Here is a 15,945-nt window from a genome sequence, read left to right as displayed (position 1 = left end):
CGGATCGCTGGTGACGAGCCTTTCCACAGGTATCGACGCCGGATCGCTGGTGACGAGCCTTTCCACAGGTATCGACGCCGGATCGCTGGTGACGACGGCAGAAGGCTGGTGACGACGTCAGAAGGCTCGTATCGACGGCAGAAGGCTCGTATCGACGTCAGAAGGCTGGTGACGAGCCTTTCCACTGGTTTCGTGACGGCGCTGGACTCAGGAGTCCTGGGGCCGGCCGTGAGACTTGCAGAGGATGTCACGATGATCTGGACCGTGTGACCGAGTACCCCGGCGCGTCTACCCCCAATGGGAACGGCACGCGTCCCGACAACCCTCTGCCCACGCAGGAGGCCAGGTTCCCAAGACACCACCACAGCGGGGGTTGAATAGGAATAGGAATCGGTCGGCCCTCCGGTGTGTGATTCCTCCCCAATGATCCCCCAGGCACCACGCGGCCGAGGGGCTCATCCGAGGTCTACTGGAAGGCGCGTTGCGAATCTTCGGAGACACACTGATCGCGCTGCTGGTTCAGGTCGACAGTAGGGACCATCTCCTACTGCAAAGCGACGCACTCATCGTGGCGGATGTGGGCCAGGCCGCAAACCGTAGTCGGGCGACGCGCTGGGTGTGTCGGTACCCGTCGGCCGCACGGCGGCGCCAGGGCTCACTCGGCTCCAGCGGACCGGCTCAATCGGCAGCGGACTACTGGCTCAGTGCTGAGCGGAACACTGGCTCCCAGCAAGCGCAAATATCCAACCAAACCACCCCGCGAACCGCGCAGAAACCCGACCACAAGACCCCAGGACAAGGTCACCATGGTTTCGTCACGCCTCGCTCGTACCTCACGAGGCGGCTCAACCGACGCTGGGCCGGGCTCAACCACCTGGGGCCGGGCTCAACCACCCGGGGCCGAGCTCAACCGGCAGCGGGGGAGGGGCTCACCCTGATGGCTCGCGTCGCTTCGACGCCGCGCGCAGCCCTCAACTCCAGCACCTCCGCAGAGAGCCCGAGCGACCGGAGGATCTTGCCTGCGACACTGATCTCATCCTCGGCCGACTCGCCCTTCAGCGCCACCAGGACCCCACCCGGCACGAACAGCCGATGGGTCCACCTGACCAGCCGCTCAAGGGGGGCCACCGCACGGCAGGTGACGACGTCGTAACGACCCGAGATCTCCTCGGCCCGACCCCGGACGATCCTCACGCGATCGTTGAGGCCAAGTTCCTCGACGGCCATCCCCAAGAAGTTGGCCCGCCTGAGAAGCGGCTCAATGAGCGTCACCTCAAGGTCCGGGCGTGCCACCGCGAGCGGTATCCCTGGGAGGCCAGCACCGCTGCCGACATCGGCGACGGAGAGCCCGAGGGGGACCACGTCGAGCAGGGCCAGAGAATTGGCGATATGCCTCGACCACATCCGATCGCCCTCGCGCGGGCCCATCAGCCCCCATTCAAGACCCCGGGTACGTAGAATCTCGACATATCTACTTAATTGCTCTGCGGCCTCAGGGAACTGCTCCGTCAGCGCGTCCCTGGCCGGTCCCTCCGCTTCCTCCCTCACGCCTTGCTGACGACCACCCGACGGTGAGGCGGCTCACCTTCAGACTCGCTGACCAGACCAGCACCGGCGACCTCGTCGTGGACGATCTTGCGCTCGTACGCGTTCATGGGAACCATCCGAACTGGCTCACCAGTCTCCTGAACCTCGGCGATCGCGTCCTTTGCCAGCACCACCAGTTCCGCTCGGCGCCGCGCCCGGTAACCCGCGACGTCGACCATCAGGCGCGAACGATGCCCGGATTCCGTCATCACCACCAAACGGGCGAGTTCCTGCAGCGCATCGAGGACCTCGCCGTCCTTCCCGACCAGCAGATCCGAGTCGGTGTCGATCGCGATGTAGGCACGCCCGTCCTGGACCGAGTTCTCGATGTCGCCGTCGAGGTCGGCGATGTCCAGCAACTCTTCGAGATAGTCCGCGACCAGGTCGCCTTCTGCGAGCAGCGCTGCGTCAGTTTCTTGATTCGACATGGGAGTTCCTCTCCTCTTGCCCGTGAGGGCGTAGGTCTGACTACTTCTTCTTCTGGCGATCGGCGCGCGACTGAGCCTGAGGCTGCTGGCGCGTCACGATGCGCTTGCCGTCTTCGGTGGTGCGAACCGTCTGCCGAGTGACCTGCTGACGTACGACCTTCGTTGGTTCTTCCGTGGCCGTGGTACCCGCGGCCGCTGCCTGACCGGACACCACACGAGGGGCAGGAGTCTCCTTCTTGTGCTTGCGGCGCTTGTTCGCCCGTGCAAGCACGATGGCCTCCGGGTCCTTGCCCTTGGCCAGCATGCGCTCTTCCCAGTCGATGAAGGCCGGCGTGTTGGGGGAGGGGTTGTTGCGGATGAGGATGCCCTGCTGCGCCATCGTCCAAAGGTTCGAGGTGAACCAGTAGAGCAGAACACCGATCGGGATCACCACGGCGGAACCCGCGTAGACCACGGGGAAGAAGTACAGCATCATCTTCTGCATCTGCGCCGCCTGCCCCGTCAGCGACTCCGGAGGCATGTTCTTGCGCATCAGCTGAAGCTGGGTGATGAAGAACGATCCGACCATCAAGACGACGAGGACGATGCCAACGACCTGGGTCGCCCCGAAGGTCTCGATGGGGAAGATCCGATCAGCCAGGCGTGCGCCGAAGAACTCGGCATTCTGAAGCGAAGCCACCAGATCCGGGTTGATCTTGAGCCAGTGGCCCCGCACCGTTCCGTCAGCGACACCTTGGAGCACGCGGAACAGCGACAGGAAGATCGGCATCTGTATCAACATCGGCAGACACGACGCCGTCGGACTGACTCCCTCATTCTGGTAGAGCTTCATCGTCTCCTGGCCGAGGCGTTCCCGGTCGGAGCCGTACTTCTTCTGAAGCTCAGCGAGCTGTGGTTGCAGCACCTGCATACTGCGTGCCGAGTTGATCTGTTTGACGAACAAGGGGATCAGCAGCGTGCGGATCGTGACGGTCAGCATGACGATAGACAGCGCCCACGTCCAGCCGGAGTCGGCACCGAGTAGGGGCGTGAACAGCCAGTGGAAGAAGACGAGCAGCCCAGACACCGCCCAGTAGAGCGGCTGCATCATCGATGACAGCACCCCCATGAAGCTGTCGCCTAGATTGAGCGACACCAGTAGATCGACCACTTAACTCACACCTCATTCGACTGGGGCGCTTGGCCCCGGGATACATCGGAATTCTCTTCTGCCCAGGCGGCGGCTGCCTGCGTCCCGGGCACATAGTCCACGCCACCCATCGACCATGGGTGACATCGAAGGAGTCGTCTGACGATGAGTGCCACACCCTTCAGCGCGCCATGGGTTTCCAAGGCGACCAACCCGTACTCGGAGCACGAGGGGTGGAACTTGCACACATTGCCGTATGACGGAGAGATGAACTTGCGCCATCCCTTCACAAACCAGATCAGCGGGTACTTCAGCATGCCGCAGCCCTCGCGAACGCCCGTGCCCACGCGTCTTCAAGGTCGTCCCGGACACGCTGCGGCTCGAGGGCGGCAGCAGGAAGGGCCCTGACTACGACGTCAGTGTTGAACTGCGCGTCGAGATCGCCGGCAAAGTGACGTAGGCGACGCTTGACGCGATTGCGGGTGACGGCGTTTCCCACCTTCTTGGAGACGACAAAACCCACCCGGGTGAAATCGGGTGGATCTTGATCGATGGTGCGTCGAACGTGCACGACCACCGTCGGCGTTGCTGCTCTTGAGCCCCGCCGGACGGTGGCACCGAAATCGGATGGCCGCTTGAGGCGGCGTGGACCCGGCAGCACGGACGCCAGGTTTCCTTAGCCGGAAAGCTCGGAGCGTCCCTTGCGACGACGGGCGCTCAGGATCGAGCGGCCGGCGCGGGTACGCATCCGGGTACGGAAGCCGTGCGTACGGCTGCGACGGCGGTTGCTCGGCTGGAAAGTGCGCTTACTCATGGGATTACTCCCTCAAAATCGAAAGTTGGCAACTGCCCGGATGGGCAGGGGGAAGTGGCCACCGTGAGATGGCGACTGGTCAACGATACTTGGCGAGGGCCCAGTTGGCCAAACCAGAGCCGCCCTGCGCCGCAACTTAGAGGCAAACAACATGACTGTAGTCCAGCCGCCACGCCGCGTGTTGCCGAAAAAGTCCTTGCGTGTCCGGCCCGCGGGCACTAGTTTCGTCAACAGTCGTCGGTTATCCACAGGTTTCGCGCGCGGGGGTATTTCGTGGAAGAGTTATACCCTACTTGTGGACAACCTTGTGGACGACTGATGAGACGGCGGATCTTGCGTACCGCCGGGAAGTGGGTGGGGTGAGCGATTCACCGACGGCGGACCTGAGCGGCATTTGGGGCAGGGTGGTCGAGACGTTTGATGTCTCATCTCGCGCCTGGCTACGTCGAACATCTCCTTTTGACATCCACGGCAGCACCATGATGCTCGCGGTCGCCGATGAGACGACGCGCGAACGGATCGAGACGCGGCTCCGCGCCCAGATCGAGGATCGCCTCAGCGAAGTATGTGGACAACCCACACATCTCGCGGTGATGATCAGCCCCGAACTCGTGTTGGAGGTGCCGGTTGCCGACCCGGCGCCACCCGCGGACCTGCCACCTCAACCGATGCTGCCCCGGTCGAGGGCTCCTGAGCTCAGGCTGAATCCCCGCTACACCTTCGAATCCTTCGTTGCAGGATCATCGAACCGGTTCGCGCACGCCGCTGCCGCCGCAGTCGCGGAAACGCCAGGCAAGTCGTACAACCCGCTCATGATTTACGGCCCCTCCGGGCTGGGCAAGACGCATCTGCTGCACGCGATCGGGCACTACGTCAGCAACTACTACGAGCAGTTGCGCGTCAAGTACGTCTCGACGGAGGAGTTGACCAACGATTTCATCAACGCGATCTCCTCGAACCGCACCGCCGAGTTCCGCAGTTCGTACCGTGACGTCGATGTCCTGCTGGTCGACGACATTCAGTTCCTGGAGTCGAAGATCCAGACCCAGGAGGAGTTCTTCCACACGTTCAACACGCTGCACAACGCGCAGAAGCAGATCGTGATGACCTCCGATCGGCCCCCGAAGCTGCTCGAAGCGCTCGAACCTCGGCTGCGCTCGCGCTTCGAATGGGGTCTGATGACCGACATTCAGCCACCGGACCTCGAAACCAGGATCGCCATCCTGCGGAAGAAGGTCGCATCCCAGCGTCTGACCGCAGGCACGCAGGTGCTGGAGTTGATCGCGTCACGGATCCCCACCAACATCCGCGAACTCGAGGGGGCTCTGACCCGCGTCGCCGCGCTCGCGAGCCTGAATCAGCAGGAGATGACGGTCGCACTCGCTGAAGAGGTCCTCAATGACCTCATGCCGGAGGACGCCACACCCGTCGATGCACAGACGATCATGGAGGCGTCGGCGCGGTACTTCGGCATCTCACTCGACGAGCTGAACGGAAGCAGTCGGGTGCAGACGATCGCGCAGGCGCGCCAGGTCGCGATGTACCTGTGCAGGGAGCTGACCGACCTGTCCCTGCCGAAGATCGGGGCGAAGTTCGGCGGCCGCGATCATTCGACCGTGTTGCACGCCGTCCGGAAGATCACCGAGAAGATCGGTGAGGACCGCTCGCTGTACAACCAGGTCACCGAGTTGACCAACCAGATCAAGCAGTCCTGAGCCGACGGGGTCACCGGCGACGGCTGTCCCGCCGAAGAACGGCGTCAACCTCTCCGGCAGAGCTGGGGAAAACCATGTGTCCACGCCTGGGGAGAGTGCTGTGGATAACTTTTGGGCCAGATCTTCTCCACAATTCCTCCACGTGTGACTTCCGCTCCATCCACAGCCCATCCCCAGGCTCAAAGCACGACTGACTAGCGCTTCGACGAAGTTATCCACAAGTTCCACAGGGCCTATGAGTATGAAGAAGATATAACTACTTCAAGGGAGTAAAAGTCACGTCTGTGGAAAGCACTGGAGTTAGTGGCACACGCCCTGTCGTGGGAGGCTCTGAACCAAGCCGCGTGGACTCGACCTGGGAGACAGCGTCGAGACACCAGGACGGTAAGGCAGTGGCCGATCTTCGTGGACAGACGGAGCAGAATCGGCCAGTGGTCGATTTTCCGGGGACCCGGCGGGCTGCGGTTGAGCCGGCTATCCGTACGCTGACGCGGGGAGCAACGCGCAAGCGAGTGGGGTCCATGCGAGATCCAACAGGCTGTGTGGGTCGTTCTACGGGTTGGGTGGGTCGTTCTACAGGCTGGGTGCGGCATCTGTACGAGGATCAGCCTGGTGCAGACCTCGCTGATACCGTTGCCGAGTGAGCATCGCAGCGCGGGCTAAAGGCCTCACCAAGATCTACGGCTCCGATTCGGCCAGCGTCACGGCCCTCGAAGACGTCGATTTCGACGTGACCAGTGGCGAGTTCACCGCGATCATGGGGCCCTCTGGTTCGGGCAAGTCGACACTCATGCACCTGCTCGCGGCTTTGGACACCCCGACGGCCGGGGAGGTGTGGATCGGCGACACCGCCGTCAACAACCTGGCCGACACCCCGCTTACGGTCCTGCGCCGTGACCGCATCGGGTTCATTTTCCAGGCGTTCAACCTCGTCCCGACCCTCAACGCCCGAGAAAACATCGTCCTGCCGGTCACGATCGCCGGGCGCAAGGTCGACGTCGAGTGGTTCGACAAGATCATCGATGTCCTCGGGCTGGCCGACCGGCTCACCCACAAGCCGGCAGAGCTGTCGGGTGGGCAGCAGCAGCGGGTCGCCTGCGCGCGCGCCCTCATGAATCGCCCGGACATCGTCTTCGGAGACGAACCGACGGGCAACCTCGACTCCCGCTCGGCCGCCGAGGTGCTCGGGTTTCTCAGGCGAAGTGTCGACGAGTTCGGGCAGACGGTTGTGATGGTCACCCACGACGCACACGCCGCGAGCTACGCCGACCGGGTGGTCTTCCTCTCCGACGGTCACATCGTCGACGACATCCGCGGTGCCGATCAGACCGACCTTCTCCGGGAGGTGGCCCGCATCTATCCCCGGACCGACGGCGACACCGGGCCCGGTCGGCCGTCCGCCGAAGCCGTCTACCGGGACGGAAGTGCCGCGCCGACATCCCGCGGGGTTCCCGCGGACGATGAATCCGACGTCGAGCGGTCCGGCGCCCGGCATGCCGCCCGAGGCTGACGCAAATGCTCGGAGCCACCCTCAAGTCGTTGTGGGCCCGCAAGGTCCGGCTGTTGTTGAGCGCGTTGTCGATCGTGCTGGGTGTCGCCTTCGTCTGCGGTTCACTGCTATTCACGAACCTGTTGCGCTCCAGCTTCGACCAGCTCGTAGGTGGCGCCCTCGGGGACGTCAACGTGTCAGCGGAAGCCGGAGGTGTCGTCGGGTTCGAAGGTGTCAACCCGGATGAGCTTCCGCACCTGACTCCGGAGCAGGTGGCCGGGATCGCCGAGGTCGACGGTGTCGAGCGGGCCGAGGGCATCGTCTCAAGCACCCAGGTGTTCCCCCTCGACAAAGACGACAACCTGCTGTCCTTCCCGGGCGCGCCCGGCATCGGGATGAACTGGCACGACGCTTTGGCGGTCGGCGGCCAGGTCGGTGCGCGGATCGTCGAAGGCCGTGCCCCCGAGGCAGACGACGAGCTCGTGCTGGACCCCGCGACCGCCGAGCGGGGCGGGTACACGATCGGCGACCAGGTGCGCGTGTCCACCCCGCGCGACGGGATCCGCAGCTACCGGCTGGTTGGCACGGGTACGTACGGCGCCGGCTCGACCGCCGGCGCCAGCTATCTGTTCTTCACCGTCACCGAGGCCCAGGCCATCGTGCAGGGCGGCGCGGACACCTTCTACGCGGTGTGGATCCAAAAGACCGACGGAGCGGACGCCGAGACGGTCGCCGCCGCGGTCCAGGCGGTGCTGCCCGAAGGTTTTGTCGCCGAGACGGGGACGGAACTCGCCTCCACCATCCAGGAGCAGATCGACGTCGGGTTGGGCTTCATCAACACTTTCCTTCTGGTGTTCGCAGGCATAGCCCTGCTGATCGCGACCCTGATGATCCTGAACACCTTCTCGATCCTGGTGGCGCAGCGCGCGCGTGAGATCGCACTCTTGAGGGCGATCGGGTCGGTCCGCTCCCAGATCCGAGCCTCGGTGCTGATCGAGGCGCTGATCGTCGGGCTCATCGGCGCAACGGCCGGGCTGTTGGCAGGCTACGGGCTGGCGTGGGCGATCCTTGCTGTGTTGAGGGTCGTCGGGATCGACCTCGGCCCCGTCGTGCCGACCATGACATGGCAGGCGGTGGTCGCGTCCTACGGCATCGGCATCGTGGTGACGCTGATCGCGGCCTATCTTCCGGCGAGCAGGGCAGCCAGGACCCGTCCGGTTGAGGCCATGGTGGCCGCCGCGCAATCCGGCCCCGAGAAGCAGGGTGTTCTACCGATGGTGGGTATCGGGCTGATCGAGGTGGGGGCGGCGGCGATGGCCTCAGCCGTCTGGTTGCCTGTGCCGAATCCACTCGTCTGGTTCGGGGTCGGGACACCGTTGCTGCTGGTCGGGGCTGTGCTGGCCACCTCGGTCGTCGGCGCACCACTGGTGAGCTTGGCCGGACGAATCTTCCATCGCCTGTTCGGTGAGGTGGGTCGCCTGGCCCAACTCAACGCCGCGCGCCAGCCGCGCCGCACCGCCGCGACCGCAGCAACCTTGATGATCGGATTGACGCTGGTCAGCACCGTCGCGATCCTCGCCGCCAGCACCACGGCCTCGATCGGCGACCGTCTGGCCGCTGACCAACGCGGCGACTTCGTCATCTCCCCGGTCGCCTACCAACCTTTCGACGCAAAACTCGCCGACCAGGCCCGTGACGTCGACGGCGTCGAGGACGTCTACGCGTTCTACTCCTCATCCGTCAGGCTGCCTGGGAAGGACGAACCGGTCGACATCACGGGAGCCACCGCCGAGGGACTCGAACGCGGCACCAGCCTCGATTTGATCGCAGGCTCGCTGGCCGCTGACGGCGATGCCCGTCCGGCCGTCATCTCGTCAGAGTTCGCTGCGACACACAATCTCGGGCTCGGGCAGCTCTTAGATCTTGAGAGTCCGAAGGGCACCGCCCAGGTGCTGATCACCGGCATCCACGACGGCGGCACGGCGCTCCCGGTCGGGCAGGTAATCGTCACGCCCGAGACCTACGCGCTTATTGCCGACACCTCCATGGTCTCGAGCCTGGTCGTGTTCACCGACGGTGACCCCGAGGCGGCGAGGTTCGGCCTGCAGGACGCGGTGAGGCAGTACCCGAGCGTCGCGCTCGCAGACGTGGACGAGTATGTGGATGCCCGCGTCGACCAGTTCGGGCAGATATTCGCCGTGATCTACGCCCTGCTCGCGTTGGCGATCATCATCTCGGTGTTGGGGATCGTCAACACCCTGGCCCTCTCCGTGATGGAACGCACCCGGGAGGTCGGCCTGCTGCGTGCCGTCGGTCTGACCCGCGGCCAACTCAGGTTGATGATCACGCTGGAGGCGGTGATCGTCGCGACACTGGGGGCCGTTCTGGGGGTGGTGATCGGCGTCGTCGCCGGAGCGGCGCTGGTGTCGCTACTCGGCGATCAGGGCATCGACAAGCTCGTCATCCCGGGGTGGCAACTGCTGGTCTTCGTCGTTCTGGCGGCCATCTGCGGGGTGCTTGCCGCAATCGGACCGGCCAGGCGCGCCGTCCGTCAGGACACACTCCGGGCGATCGCCGCTGAGTGAGCGGGGGTGTGTACCACCCCGCTATGATGCAGGCGACGACCTGTTAGTTTCCGTCGATATCTGGACGTCGACGGACCAGACGAGCCCAAAGGGGAGTTTCGTGAAGATTCGAGTTGAGCGCGATGCGTTGGCTGATGCGGTGGCATGGGTGGCCCGCAGCCTCCCCAACCGTCCGACCGCTCCGATCCTCGCAGGCATGCTCCTTGAAGCCGACGGCGACGGTCTGACGCTGTCGAGCTTCGACTCGACGACCTCGGCGAAGGTGACCCTCTCCGCCAACGTCAGCGACGAGGGCACGGTCCTGGTTTCGGGCCGTCTGCTCTCGGAGATCGCCCGTTCGCTGCCGAACCGGCCCGTCGATCTCGTTTCGGACCACTCGAAGGTCGAACTCACCTGCGGACAGGCCCGATTCACGCTGCAGACGCTCCCGGTCGACGAGTACCCGACCCTGCCCGATATGCCCACCGAGACCGGGCAGGTCGAGGCGGCCGTGTTCGAGAAGGCCGTCGGGCAGGTGTTCGTGGCCGCCGGCCGCGACGAACTCCTAAACGTCTTCACTGGGATCAAGGTCGAGATCAATGGCGAGGCACTGTCGCTGCTGGCGACCGACCGGTACCGAATGGCGCTGAAGGAACTCACGTGGAACCCGGGCAATCCCGAGGTCGAGGCCAACGTGCTGATTCCCGGCAAAGTGTTGGCCGACACCGCGAAGTCGATGACCTCCGGAGAGCACGTCACGATCGCACTTTCGACGACCGAGGCCGAGGGCGAGGGGCTGGCCGGCTTCATCGGTGAAGGCAACAAGGGCAGCCGGGAGGCGACGACCCGGCTTTTGAGCCAGGCCTTCCCGAAGGTTCGCCACCTGATGGACGTGAAGGCCACCGTCTCGGTGCGGGTCAACACCGCCGACCTGCTCGCGGCCGTCAAGCGCGTCTCCCTCGTCGCCGAGCGCAACACGCCCCTGAGGATGCGGATCGACGACGAGAGCATCGCCCTCGAGGCGGCCACGGGCGACCAGGCCCAGGCCTCCGAGGCGATCGAGGCCGACATCGACGTCGTCGGCGACGAAAAGTCGATCACCGACGCCGGGTTCAACCCGCACTACCTGCTGGACGCGCTCACCGCTCTCGACGCCCCATACGCGCACTTCTCCTTCACCCTTCCCGGCAAGCCGTGTCTCATCATGGGCCTGCCGACGATGGATGGCGAGCCGCTCACCGACTACCGCCACGTCATCATGCTGATGCGTCTGCCGGGCTGATTCGAAGGGCTGATCCGACCTGTTCGTCACAGAACTGGCGCTGACCGATTTCCGTAACTACGGGCAGGCCAGCGTCGAGCTGACCTCCGGCGTGACCGTTTTCGTAGGCTCCAACGGGCAGGGCAAGACGAACCTGGTCGAGGCGGTCGAGTACCTGTCGACCATGTCATCGCACAGGGTCGCGGCCACTGCTCCCCTGATCCGCGTGGGAGCCGACGCGGCCATCGTCCGGGCAAAGGTGCGAGCAGGCGTCGACGACGACAGGGTCATCTCGCTCGAGCTCGAGATCGCCAACGGACGCTCGAACGTCGCCCGCCTGAACCGGGCACCACTCGGACGCCCACGGGATCTGATCGGTGCGCTGCGCACGGTGGTGTTCTCGCCGATGGACCTGGCCATCGTGCGTGGTGACCCTTCGGATCGACGTGCCTGGCTGGATTCGCTGGTGGTGACGCGTTGGCCCCGGATGGCAGGGGTCCGCCAGGACCTGGACCGGGTGCTCAAACAACGAAACGCCCTTCTCAAGTCCATGTCTGGGCGTTCACACAAGCCATCGGGCGGTGACGAGGAGGTCACGCTCGGCGTCTGGAATGAGCAATTGGCCCGCATCGGTGCCGAGCTGCTCCACGCCCGCCTCGACACCCTGGCCGACGTGCTGCCGCACGTACAGCGGGCCTACGAGACGATCGCGCCGGTAAACAACCAGGTTTCGATGTCGTACAAGACCATCCTCGACCTCGACGACGCGACCTCGGCCGCGGACGTGCGTGCGGAACTGACGCAGCGACTTCTGGCGGCCATGGAGCGACTGCGCCGTGACGAGGTGCAGCGGGGGGTGACTTTGGTCGGCCCCCAGCGCGACGACGTCGAACTCGGCATCGGGTCGCTGCCGGCGAAGGGTTACGCATCGCACGGTGAGAGTTGGTCGTTGGCGCTGTCCCTGAAGCTTGGCGGATTCACCCTCGTCCGTGACGACGGGACCGAACCGGTATTGGTACTCGACGACGTCTTCGCCGAGTTGGACGCGATGCGACGCGAGAGGCTCGCGGCCGCGATCGTGGACGCGGAGCAGGTACTGATCACCGCGGCGGTCGGCTCGGACGTGCCCGAGTTCGCAGCTGAGCGGCGGTTCCGGGTGGAGGCGGGCACGGTGCAAGCGACCGAAGGGGATCAACCGGCCTAAGATCGCGATGTTGGTTCGTCAGTGAACCAACATCACGAAGCTAAGCGGATTGGTGCACCTGAGCGTTTCAGTATCGCCAACGCCACGAACGACCGTCCTGCTACTGTGCACGCGTAGCTGTTCTTGAGGATTCTTGGGGGATCTGGCGATGCGCAAACTTCGGATGCTGTTCTCAATGCTTGCCATGGTGTTGGTCCTGCCGCTGCTGCCCTTCGCGGTTCAGGAGGCCAGCGCCGACGTGGACGTCTACATCACTCCAGGTACGCACACGGTGAACGGGCGGCAGTGGAGGACCACATGCGAGCCGTACTCGCGGACCAAACGGTGCAACACGGAGATCCAGGCGACCGTGATCTCGCAAGAGGGAGGACGGTTCGTCAAGAGGAACGGATGGGCCTTCAACAACCTCACCTACGCGGCATCCGACCGTGCACTCTGGAAGGGGAACCCGGTGGGCGGCTACGGTGAGGTTGGAGGTAAGACCGCCTGGACAGCAGCCGATGGACGAAAGTGGCGCACCGAATGCGACACAGCCACCACGGGCCGCTTCGGATGCCGCTCATACATCGAGGCCCGCGTGATCGAACCGGCAGGCTCGGGCTACCGGTGGGTGACCAAGTGGATCTTCAACAACATGGTCCGCTTCACCACCTCACCGGTGGTGTATCCGAGCGCCCCGCCCATGACGACGGCCCCGGCCTTCCTCAACGGTCGCCGCTACTTCACGCTCGGCAATGTGGTCACGCAGAGCAACGCCGGTAGTCAGACCAGGGGGATCGGACGCATCTCCAACATTGAGCTCGACCCGGGAGGCAAGCTCGGCACGTTCCGCGAGAGCTACTGGGCCTACAGCTTCGACATGGCGGTCGAGAGCGACTTCGGGCAGTTCCGCGCGGCGATTCCCAACCGTCCGACCGGATGCCTGTCCAGTACGAAGGATGCCTCCGACCGCAGCCTGATCAAGGTGGCCGCCCTACCGAAGGGGACCTGTGACGTGCGGACCGCCCGCTCCTTCCTGGCGAATCCGACCGTCCGGTACGGCACCTATCAGGCCGTATCGGGCAACAGCATCAAGCTGTACTGGACCAACAGCGCAGTCACCGAGACCTACCGCGCCGCCGCCACCCAAAGCCAGACGTTCACCGAGCTCAAGCTTTCCGGGCAGACGCACCCGAACGCCGCAAACGCCGTCGGGTTCATGTTCGGCTCGAAACGAGCCACCGGAGCTGGCCGCTCACTCGGCACGCTCGTCGACACCACTGCCAGCTGGCAGGCTCCCCGCTCGGCGGACGGCAACACACTCTGGGTGCAGAGCCTCGGCAGCCCCGCGCTGGCCCCCTACTTTCAGAGCTTCTCGTTCGGAGCCTATGAAAAGACCGGCGCCGGGTGCATCGTGACTCCCGCATCCACCCGGGGGCGGGCCGGCAGCGGCTGGCACTCCTACATGTGCCCGCTGGCCAGCGACGGCAAGATGGTCTGGCACCACATGGTCAGTCAGCTGGTGGCCGAGGGACATGGGCTCTGCAAGCTGGGTGACACGGCAGGCTGTAAGGCGGCCATCCCACAGACCGTCAACTATTCGATTCCGGCGAGGGCAGGCGGGCACGTCTACGAGGGGCTTCAGCTCGTTGACGACAACAACAACCTCGCGGCCATCGTCGGGCTTGAGACCAGCCTCTACTCGCCGAAACTGTCGTCGCAATCGCAACTTGGACTCTTCGCGACGGTCGCTCGCGGGTAGGTAGCCTGCCGGGCGCGAGGGTAACCTCGGGAGCATGAGCGAGGAGCCGCACGACCCGACCGGGCTGGAGCTCGCGTCGGATATCGCCAGGGCCGCCGTCGAGGCTTCCGGGCACGGCTACGCGCTTCCTGAACCGCCTCCTCCGAGGAAGACCCGTCGCCGCGTCAGGCCTGAGGAGCAGCAGCGCTCCGGTGCCCACCCGGACGGGCGCGACCCGCAACTGGTGGGGTCGGTCCTCGACCAGGTGGTCGTCGAGCGCGGCTGGAAACGCCGGATCGGGCTGTCGACGGTGCTGCGCCGTTGGCCCGACCTGGTGGGTGAATCCAACGCGGAGCACGCCAAACCGGTCAACTACGAGAACGGGGTGTTGATCGTAGAGTGCGACTCGACGGCGTGGGCGCAGGCCATGCGCTACACCGCCGCGAAACTGGTTGCCATGCTCAACGAGGCGCTGGGCGAGCGCACGGTGCTGCGCGTCGATTTCCGGGGTCCTCAGGCGCCGAGTTGGAAGAAGGGTCCGCGCTCGGTGCAGGGCCGAGGACCACGTGACACCTACGGCTGACGGGCACTCGAGGTGACCCGGGCGCCCCGCGGCGGTATGCTCCCGGGAATCGGGTACCCGAGAAGGCAGAGCTGCAATACCTTGAGGAATGACGATGAAACCTATCACCAGACCGGCTGTGACCGGTCTCATCGTGTTGTTGTGCCTGCTTTTTCCAACCCTTGCCCATGGCGACACCACCGACGAACAGGGTGACACGACCTGGGCGGTGGCCCCGGCAGATGCGCAGGGTCCCGACGGTCGCCGGATGATCGAGCTCGAACTCGACCCGGGGGAGAGCGCCTCGGATCACTTCGCCGTCACCAATCTCAGCGGTCACGAGGTCACCTTCAGGCTGCGAGCGGCCGACGGCTACTTCAATGAGAACGGAAGGTTCAACACGATCCCGTCTGATCAGGAGTCGGTCGACATTGGTACCTGGGTGCAGGTGGAGGATGAGGTCACGATCCCGGCCAAGGGTGTCGCGGTTGTGCCGGTGACCATCACGGTGCCACAGGATGCGGAGCCGGGCGACCACGCCGCAGGGATCTCAGCTTCGCTCCTGCAGGTATCGACGGATGAGAGCGGCTCATCGGTCGGGGTGGAGTCTCGGGTCGGGTTCCGGCTGACGGTGAGGGTGACGGGTGAGGTTCGAGCCGCCGTCGCCGTCCAGGATGTCGAGACCAGTTACGACACATCGTGGAACCCGATCAGGCCGGGTGCGGCCACCGTGACTTTCAAGCTCGTCAACGAGGGCAACGTCCGCATCCTCGGCCAAGGGGTGCTCAGGATCGGCGGCCACGAGATCGCGTTCCCAGCCGAGGGTGAATCGAAGCAGGAGCTTCTACCCGGCGACGACCGGAGTTTCACCTTGCGGGTCGACCAACTCTGGCCAACCATCCTGATCAAGGGATCGATCGATGCGACCCCGGAGGCGGCAAGTGAGCGCGCCGCCGACGTCGTGGTGCCGCCGGTGAGCAGCGAAATCAGCATCGTGGCGGTTCCCTGGCCGCAGGCCGCCGTCGTGCTGGGCATCCTTCTGATTGTCTTCGCCCTGGCCATGAACCGGGGGCGGAACAAGCGCAAGGTCGCCGACCTTGTGGAGCAGGCTCGCGAAGAGGGTCGACGCGCGGCCAACGAGGAGAACAAGAAATGATCGGGCTGCTTCCCATGGAAGACACCGTTCCTATCAAGGTGAACATCACCCCGCTTCCCACCGACACGCAGACTCCGACGGTCGCTCCGACGGCGACTCAGACCGCTACTCCGACGGCGACGGCGACGGCCGTGCCGAGTGAGCACCCTTCACCCGGCTTCCCGAACGCAGGGACGATGGGCGATGCAGGAACCCTGCTGGGTGGGGCGGGTGTGGTGGCGCTCATCGTGGCTGTGCTCGTGACGGCGAGAAGGAGAAGGCGTTCGTTCGGCTCGACGACCGCCGGTTGAGCCGCTTCGCCGTTGGTTGAGCCGCC

The 15,945-nt window shown here is 64.9% G+C and carries 15 protein-coding genes; 9 read left to right on the top strand and 6 right to left on the bottom strand.

Translation table 11 applies throughout. The features are described from left to right. Nucleotides 1-906: 906 nt before the first annotated feature. Genes rsmG through rpmH form a run of 6 tightly spaced genes read right to left on the bottom strand, consistent with a single transcriptional unit; the run spans nucleotide 907 to nucleotide 3,958 of the window. Complete coding sequence (rsmG, locus tag BUC15_RS12370) at nucleotides 907-1,548, bottom strand: 16S rRNA (guanine(527)-N(7))-methyltransferase RsmG (RefSeq protein WP_073188748.1); 642 nt, start codon at nucleotides 1,546-1,548, stop codon at nucleotides 907-909. After that, complete coding sequence (locus BUC15_RS12365; protein WP_073188746.1) at nucleotides 1,545-2,015, bottom strand: Jag family protein; 471 nt, start codon at nucleotides 2,013-2,015, stop codon at nucleotides 1,545-1,547. Before BUC15_RS12365 ends, rsmG begins: the two co-directional genes overlap by 4 nt. A 40-nt stretch (nucleotides 2,016-2,055) precedes the next feature. Next, on the bottom strand, nucleotides 2,056-3,165 hold the full coding sequence (gene yidC / locus BUC15_RS12360; RefSeq protein WP_073188744.1) for a membrane protein insertase YidC: 1,110 nt from the start codon (nucleotides 3,163-3,165) through the stop codon (nucleotides 2,056-2,058). Nucleotides 3,166-3,170: 5 nt separating this feature from the next. Next, a complete protein-coding gene (gene yidD / locus BUC15_RS12355) occupies nucleotides 3,171-3,461 on the bottom strand; it encodes a membrane protein insertion efficiency factor YidD (protein ID WP_073188742.1) in 291 nt (96 codons plus the stop codon). Next, nucleotides 3,455-3,805 (bottom strand): ribonuclease P protein component, encoded by a 351-nt coding sequence (rnpA, locus tag BUC15_RS12350; RefSeq protein WP_073188740.1) that lies wholly within the window; start codon nucleotides 3,803-3,805, stop codon nucleotides 3,455-3,457. The genes yidD and rnpA overlap by 7 nt, the downstream gene beginning before the upstream one ends. A gap of 15 nt (nucleotides 3,806-3,820) precedes the next feature. Continuing rightward, entirely contained in the window at nucleotides 3,821-3,958 is a 138-nt protein-coding gene (gene rpmH, locus BUC15_RS12345; RefSeq protein ID WP_073188738.1) for a 50S ribosomal protein L34, read from the bottom strand. 350 nt (nucleotides 3,959-4,308) lie between these two features. Between rpmH and dnaA the strand changes: the two genes are divergently transcribed. The 9 genes from dnaA (at nucleotide 4,309) to BUC15_RS12300 (ending at nucleotide 15,919) form a co-directional block, all read left to right on the top strand. After that, nucleotides 4,309-5,673, top strand: coding sequence for a chromosomal replication initiator protein DnaA (gene dnaA, locus BUC15_RS12340; protein WP_175558322.1), 1,365 nt, complete (start codon nucleotides 4,309-4,311; stop codon nucleotides 5,671-5,673). 640 nt (nucleotides 5,674-6,313) lie between these two features. Then, entirely contained in the window at nucleotides 6,314-7,183 is an 870-nt protein-coding gene (locus tag BUC15_RS12335; RefSeq protein WP_073188733.1) for an ABC transporter ATP-binding protein, read from the top strand. Nucleotides 7,184-7,188: 5 nt separating this feature from the next. After that, on the top strand, nucleotides 7,189-9,747 hold the full coding sequence (locus tag BUC15_RS12330; RefSeq protein ID WP_073188731.1) for an ABC transporter permease: 2,559 nt from the start codon (nucleotides 7,189-7,191) through the stop codon (nucleotides 9,745-9,747). Between the two features lie 100 nt (nucleotides 9,748-9,847). After that, complete coding sequence (gene dnaN / locus BUC15_RS12325) at nucleotides 9,848-11,008, top strand: DNA polymerase III subunit beta (protein ID WP_073188729.1); 1,161 nt, start codon at nucleotides 9,848-9,850, stop codon at nucleotides 11,006-11,008. Between the two features lie 19 nt (nucleotides 11,009-11,027). Beyond that, the gene (gene recF, locus BUC15_RS12320) at nucleotides 11,028-12,191 is read left to right on the top strand and encodes a DNA replication/repair protein RecF (RefSeq protein ID WP_073188727.1); all 1,164 of its coding nucleotides are present in this window, start codon (nucleotides 11,028-11,030) and stop codon (nucleotides 12,189-12,191) included. Nucleotides 12,192-12,339: 148 nt separating this feature from the next. Next, nucleotides 12,340-13,932 carry a hypothetical protein gene (locus BUC15_RS12315; protein WP_073188724.1) on the top strand — a complete coding sequence of 531 codons (1,593 nt, stop codon included), beginning with the start codon at nucleotides 12,340-12,342 and terminating at the stop codon, nucleotides 13,930-13,932. Between the two features lie 34 nt (nucleotides 13,933-13,966). After that, nucleotides 13,967-14,494, top strand: coding sequence for a DciA family protein (locus BUC15_RS12310; RefSeq protein WP_073188722.1), 528 nt, complete (start codon nucleotides 13,967-13,969; stop codon nucleotides 14,492-14,494). 94 nt (nucleotides 14,495-14,588) lie between these two features. Further along, nucleotides 14,589-15,629, top strand: a complete 1,041-nt coding sequence (locus tag BUC15_RS12305) for a WxL protein peptidoglycan domain-containing protein (RefSeq protein WP_175558321.1) — start codon at nucleotides 14,589-14,591, stop codon at nucleotides 15,627-15,629. Then, entirely contained in the window at nucleotides 15,626-15,919 is a 294-nt protein-coding gene (locus tag BUC15_RS12300; protein WP_073188718.1) for a hypothetical protein, read from the top strand. Before BUC15_RS12305 ends, BUC15_RS12300 begins: the two co-directional genes overlap by 4 nt. Nucleotides 15,920-15,945 lie beyond the last annotated feature (26 nt).

The organism is Tessaracoccus bendigoensis DSM 12906 (assembly GCF_900141915.1).
Lineage (GTDB): Bacteria > Actinomycetota > Actinomycetes > Propionibacteriales > Propionibacteriaceae > Arachnia > Arachnia bendigoensis.
This window is presented reverse-complemented; position numbering and strand designations above follow the sequence as displayed.